Annotated in this window: 3 protein-coding genes and 1 pseudogene; 1 reads left to right on the forward strand and 3 read right to left on the reverse strand. The window is 54.3% G+C overall.

The genetic code is table 11. From position 1 onward, the window contains the following. Positions 1–523 precede the first annotated feature (523 nt). The 3 genes from QN347_RS18670 to QN347_RS18680 are packed head-to-tail and all read right to left on the reverse strand — an operon-like array spanning position 524 to position 4,604. Complete coding sequence (locus QN347_RS18670) at positions 524–1,714, reverse strand: glycosyltransferase (protein ID WP_322161338.1); 1,191 nt, start codon at positions 1,712–1,714, stop codon at positions 524–526. Then, positions 1,711–2,913: a glycosyltransferase family 1 protein gene (locus tag QN347_RS18675; RefSeq protein ID WP_322161340.1), complete on the reverse strand. Its 1,203-nt coding sequence runs from the start codon at positions 2,911–2,913 to the stop codon at positions 1,711–1,713. The genes QN347_RS18670 and QN347_RS18675 overlap by 4 nt, the downstream gene beginning before the upstream one ends. Further along, the gene (locus QN347_RS18680) at positions 2,910–4,604 is read right to left on the reverse strand and encodes a glycosyltransferase family 1 protein (RefSeq protein ID WP_322161342.1); all 1,695 of its coding nucleotides are present in this window, start codon (positions 4,602–4,604) and stop codon (positions 2,910–2,912) included. The genes QN347_RS18675 and QN347_RS18680 overlap by 4 nt, the downstream gene beginning before the upstream one ends. Positions 4,605–4,942: 338 nt before the next feature. Here QN347_RS18680 and QN347_RS18685 point away from each other — a divergent pair. After that, positions 4,943–5,290 (forward strand): annotated as a pseudogene (locus QN347_RS18685) (hypothetical protein); the annotation flags it as partial.

A 5,290-nucleotide genomic window follows, 5' to 3' on the forward strand; every position in this document is an offset into this window, starting at 1 on the left:
AAACCACAGTGCTTGCACCGTTGCTAACCTCTCAGGTCAGACGCACGCCGAATAGATGACCGTCGCCGGATGGATACGTCAAATCCGGCCGCATCGATGGAGGATCACTCAAAGCAATTCTTGTCATTGCCGACCCAGTCGATCGATCAGAGCGCGCGATACGGTCCAGTCCATTTGGAAAAGGGTGGAGCCAGATCAAACAGCTGTTCAGCGTCGAGGCCTAGAAACCGCAGCGTCCGCCGGACTGGGACAAGCCGCTCCGGTCTTGAAACGATGATCGACCAAAGGTACTGCCCCTCCCCTCAATAGGTCGCGATCTTGCGTGCGTGATGGCGCCTCCCCCCTTTCAAGAAGTCGAGCTGATCCAGAACCCGGTGGCCGAGAAGGATTCTGGATTAAGTCAGCACCCCTGACCTGCGTAGAAACGCGTTTTCGTTTCGTCGGCAAGCGCCAAGGCGGGTTTGGTTTGATCCCAAAGGCAAGGCACTCCCGGCCACCGCCGCCCTTGTCGAGCAGGCCTGTCTTAAGCGCGCTCCCACTTACCGATTTCGTTCACTATGTCGCTGAGTAGGGCCGACCAGTGGTAGCGCTTGCGCACTTCCGGCGGGGTCCCACCCAGGAAGCGAGGCGCATCGAGCAGTTCACGAACCTTGCGTCGAAACAGCGTCGGATCATCCGCAATATGCACGTGCGGAAGACTCATCGCATCCTCGAAACCACGGAACGCCATCGTTGTGCCGACAATCGCGCTACCCGATTCGAGCGCTTCAGCCGTTTTGAGGTTCGATCCCTCACCCGACGTGATAGGCAACATCATCACATGGCTCGCACTCACGAGTGCCTGCAGATCCGTCTTGTTCATCCGACCAAGCAGATCAAGCCGCGAGCGATTGAAATTTTCGTATTTGCGCACGCCTTGCATATCGAGAATGATTTCGCAAACGCTTCCAGCGATGACCAGACGCTCTTTCGGCCGCAAGAACGTCAGGCCCGGCATCATCATATCCCAAAAGCCATTCGCGTTTGGCGGATGAGCGCTGCTGACGAATAGCGGGAAAGGACGACCAATAAAATTGCGCCATTGGTCAACTCGGCTGCGCGGGCAGGAGAAGGGCTCCACCCCATTTCCGCCAACTACGACGATCGTATCCTCTGATAGCGTTCGATAATAAAGCGCATCCGAGTCTGTGCAGGCGACCACAAGATCCGCATCGACAACAGCATAATATTCGAGCTCGCGAATATCCTGCACCAATTTGTCGCGGAGTTCCGCGCGAAGCGTCCCGCGCAGCAGGATAGCCTCTTTCAGTCGAAACTCGACATTGTGCGACGAATACACGATCCGGATACCGGGTCGGGTCGATGCAAGCTTCTTTGCCGCCGGCATAAGCCACGGATGCTCCGAAATGATGACGTTCGGCGCGAAGTCATCAACGACGGCTTCAAGCTTTGCATAGGCTTGAGGGTCGCGCTCTGCATACAATCCGGTTAGATAATCGGTCAAATATGGGAGGTCATAGTCCCAGAATTCCGAGGTCACGCCGAAGGGAATATCGAGTGCGGAATCTGGAACATAGTGCGACTCGACATACACAGCCAGGGATTGGACCACGTGCCCGGCCGCCCGAAGCTCGCCCGCAATATTGGCGCACCGGATTTGCCCCCCATGAATCGGATTTGCTAATGGATAGTTAGTAAGATGAAGTATTTTCATGGCAGATCCAAAATACGTTCGCAAAATTCCTGACCAAAGTTCTTCCAGTCCCGTTCAAAGCGCCCGGCAGATATCGCAGCTTCCAATTTACTGCGGTATCGCTTGTCATCAATCAACCGCTCGATCTCGCTCTTCCAGCCGACAAAATCTAGCGGATGGCGACTGGGCATGACCCCATGCGTCGCCTCGACCAGCGCACTTGTGTTGGAGACAAGACACACCTTGCCAAACGAAGCAGCCTCAGTAGCCGCCAAACCCCAACCTTCAAAATAGCTTGGAAAAACGGAAAATAGCGATCGCCGGTAGAGTTCAACGAGCAACTTGTCACTGATTCCTGACTCAAAAACGATCTTCCCTGCGGTAAAGGCGTTCATCTTGGAAGCCGCAGCGACTAGGTCGTCACTACCCCATCCCTTCACGCCTACCAAGACCAGCTTTGGACAATTCTCGCCACGCTCGGAATACAGGTCTCTCCAAACGTCCAGCAAGAGTTGATGATTCTTCCGCGGTTCGATCGTGCTTACATACAGAACAAAGTCTTCTTCTCCTTGGATGTCATTCAACTTTGCCTTATCGACTTCCGTCAAAGTCCCAGCCGTATCAGCTTGAACGGGGGCAGCCAAGGGCACGACATGGATCGGCGGAGCACCTTCCAGTAGCCCTCGATCGCGCCAGAAAAGCCGCAAAGTTTCTGCCGATGTCTCCGAAATGGAGAAGATCGACTCCGCCAAACGCGTTAGCGCCCTATAGTGGTAATTAAATTGTTCGTGGAATTCGCTGCCTGGCGCAAACTCGGGAAACATCAGCGGTATTAGGTCGTAAAGTGCCGCGACCATCACCCGCTTGGTTCCGTAGGTTTGCTCGACCACGTCCGGAATACGCCACGACCAATCGCTGCCGACGGTCACGAAACGATCGCGGTCGGTTGGAGCGAATTGGGAAAGGTGACGCTGAACGCGAAGGCTGTCAACCGTCGGATCTTCACTCAAAATCCATTTATCAGACATAAGGTCGTGGAAGCAGCTCTGGTCTATTTGCTTAAATTGGTTTGTGTTCCGATCGAGAAACACTGGAATGACCGCGTCTCCGAAATATTGAAATACGGCCTTCGTGAGTTCCCGCTCGACCCTGACGATACCAACGGGGTGCCGACACCACTCCGCCGACGTTGTAACATTTAAAACGATTCTGCGGTTCATTTTTGAACGCCCGTTACTATGTTGCTGCAAAACATTGTGGCGAAATCGTCCCAAGTCCTGTGCTTATATTTGCTAACGATCGCCTCCTCCAAAGAGGACCTATATCCATCATCGTCGAGCAGTCGCTCGATCTCAGCCTTCCACTTTGGAAAATCCAACGGATGATAGGCCGGCGTCAGACCTTGCGTTGCTTCTTGCAGCGAACTGTTGTTCGCAACGACACAGACTTTGCCGAACGCCAACGACTCGGTCGCCGCCAGTCCCCATCCCTCGTAGATACTTGGAAATATTGTGAAAGAGCAGTTCGCGTAAAGATGCGCCAAAAGATTGTCACTAACCCGCGGCAACCAATTAATCTTCCCACCGATATATGCGGCCATGCGAGGCACGCGGTTCAGAAGGTCATTGCTGCCCCACCCGCTCATGCCCACATGTACGAACTGTGGACATTTTTCGCCACGCTCATTCCAGAGGTCCCGCCAAACGTCGAGCGCCAACTTATGATTTTTCCGCGGCTCGAAGGAACTGACGTATAAGACGTAAGGTCCTTGTCGAAATACTTCGCGCATTCTTGCAGCATCTTCGGCATTCAGTGTCGGCAGCGATGACGACGATGCGTAACTCACCAAAGGCACCACAAATATTTCAGGCGGATCCATCTCCAGCTCCGCATCTGCCCAAAACTTCTGGAGCTCGCGCTTGGTCGCCTCAGAAATAACAAAGACTTTGGTGGCACTATGTGCCATCTCGAGCAAATGGTGTCGGAACTCCTGACCGAGCGTTTCCCTTACCAGAAACTCGGGCAAAAGCACCGGAACGAGATCATAACAGCACAGAATCGACTTGGAACCGAACGCGCGAAGGTAAGCCAAAACATTTGGAGTTGGAGCGTGATCCCAGTCGAGGCCTACCGAGATATAAGTGCTCTGGTCGGTTAATGAGATCTCAGACAGCGCAACTGGGTCGAAAGACGGAAGTGCGTCGCCCCCTTCGCACCAGGCTTCGGAGAGGATCTGACGAACATGCGTCGCCGACAGAGACCGCAAGGTCGACGAAGCCGCTTCCCAAAGGACGAACTGGACGTTGCTATAGCCCTGCAGAGAGCGGGCGATCTCGCGTTCAACGCGAACGATCCCCACGGCATGGCTACGCCAATGATTGCTTGTAGAAAGGTTCATGACGAAATGGTCATCGGGCCCACCGAGGCGCTCCCTAGAGCTGACGTCGGCCAAGTCATCGAACCGGTATTCAAGTCGCTGTACATTGCCACTAATCAGTTTCAACTGATCGGCAATACTATGGCCAAAGCGGACCTGTTCCATCGCGATCTCGTTCTGACGAGCAACCAGATCACGTTGCATGTCAGTCAATACGGCCAAGTCAGGTGAGTACCCGGAGACCCCATCCTTCTCCCAAAAACGCCAAAATCGCTTCTTCTTATACCGGCGCACCAGCGCGTCTACCTCGGCCCAATGCGGCTGCGAAGAAGCCTCGGCAGAGCTTAGAATATCCGATATGATTGCCAACTTATCATTATTTCTTCCCAATTGAGAAGCATAGTGCTTAAGTCCGTCCGGATCAGCCCCCCGTCCAAGTATCGCTTGAAATGCAGCCTCAATGAACAGCGTGCCATCTAATAATAACAATGCACGCAACGCACCCGGCGCGCGTAAATCTGCGCGATAACTCATGATGTTGTATTGACCTTTCTACGGAAGGCGGAGAACCCTGCGCAAGATACGCGGCGGAGATCTCATGTCGCGGCGTTTTTAGTGACGCCTATTGAAAAGGGCAAGTGCTATCTCCAAGCTGGGGATGGCGTACCGCCGACGATCCCGCAACTTCGCGCGACAGAAATCTCACGTGGTAGCGTGGACACAATCGTCCTGCTCATCCTTGGATTTCGCGGCGAAGGCGACCCATCATGCTTGTCCGCCAGCAACGCCAACGTATCTGGTAACCATAATTAAACACCAACCCCTGACCGCGTGATCTAAAGCGAGTTGGCTGCTTTTGCTACAAATACTTTATGCCATCGAGCTGGAATATTGCTTCCTACGGGCACTTAGGGTCCGGATCCACAAACGGGATTTCCCTGACACCGCGGATGTGGCTCAGGCTCGGCAACAGCAGGAGCCTGAATTTGATCCAGTTATGGTTGAACGAAGAGCAGTTCGAGCGGCTTCGTTGGTTGCTGCCGAACAAGGTCCGAGGCGTCGCGCGGGTCGATCACCGGCGGGTGATCAGCGGCATCATCGATGTGGTGACGTCGGGTGCCCGGTGGGTAGATGCCCCCGCCTGCAGAGGTGGCTCGGTTCATTTGAACAGCTCGGCGCGATTGCTAAGTGGAGCGTCCGCCGGTTTCATGCCGCTGCGA

Origin of the sequence: Sphingomonas sp. 10B4 (assembly GCF_035019905.1) — a bacterium.
Taxonomy (GTDB): domain Bacteria; phylum Pseudomonadota; class Alphaproteobacteria; order Sphingomonadales; family Sphingomonadaceae; genus Sphingomonas; species Sphingomonas glacialis.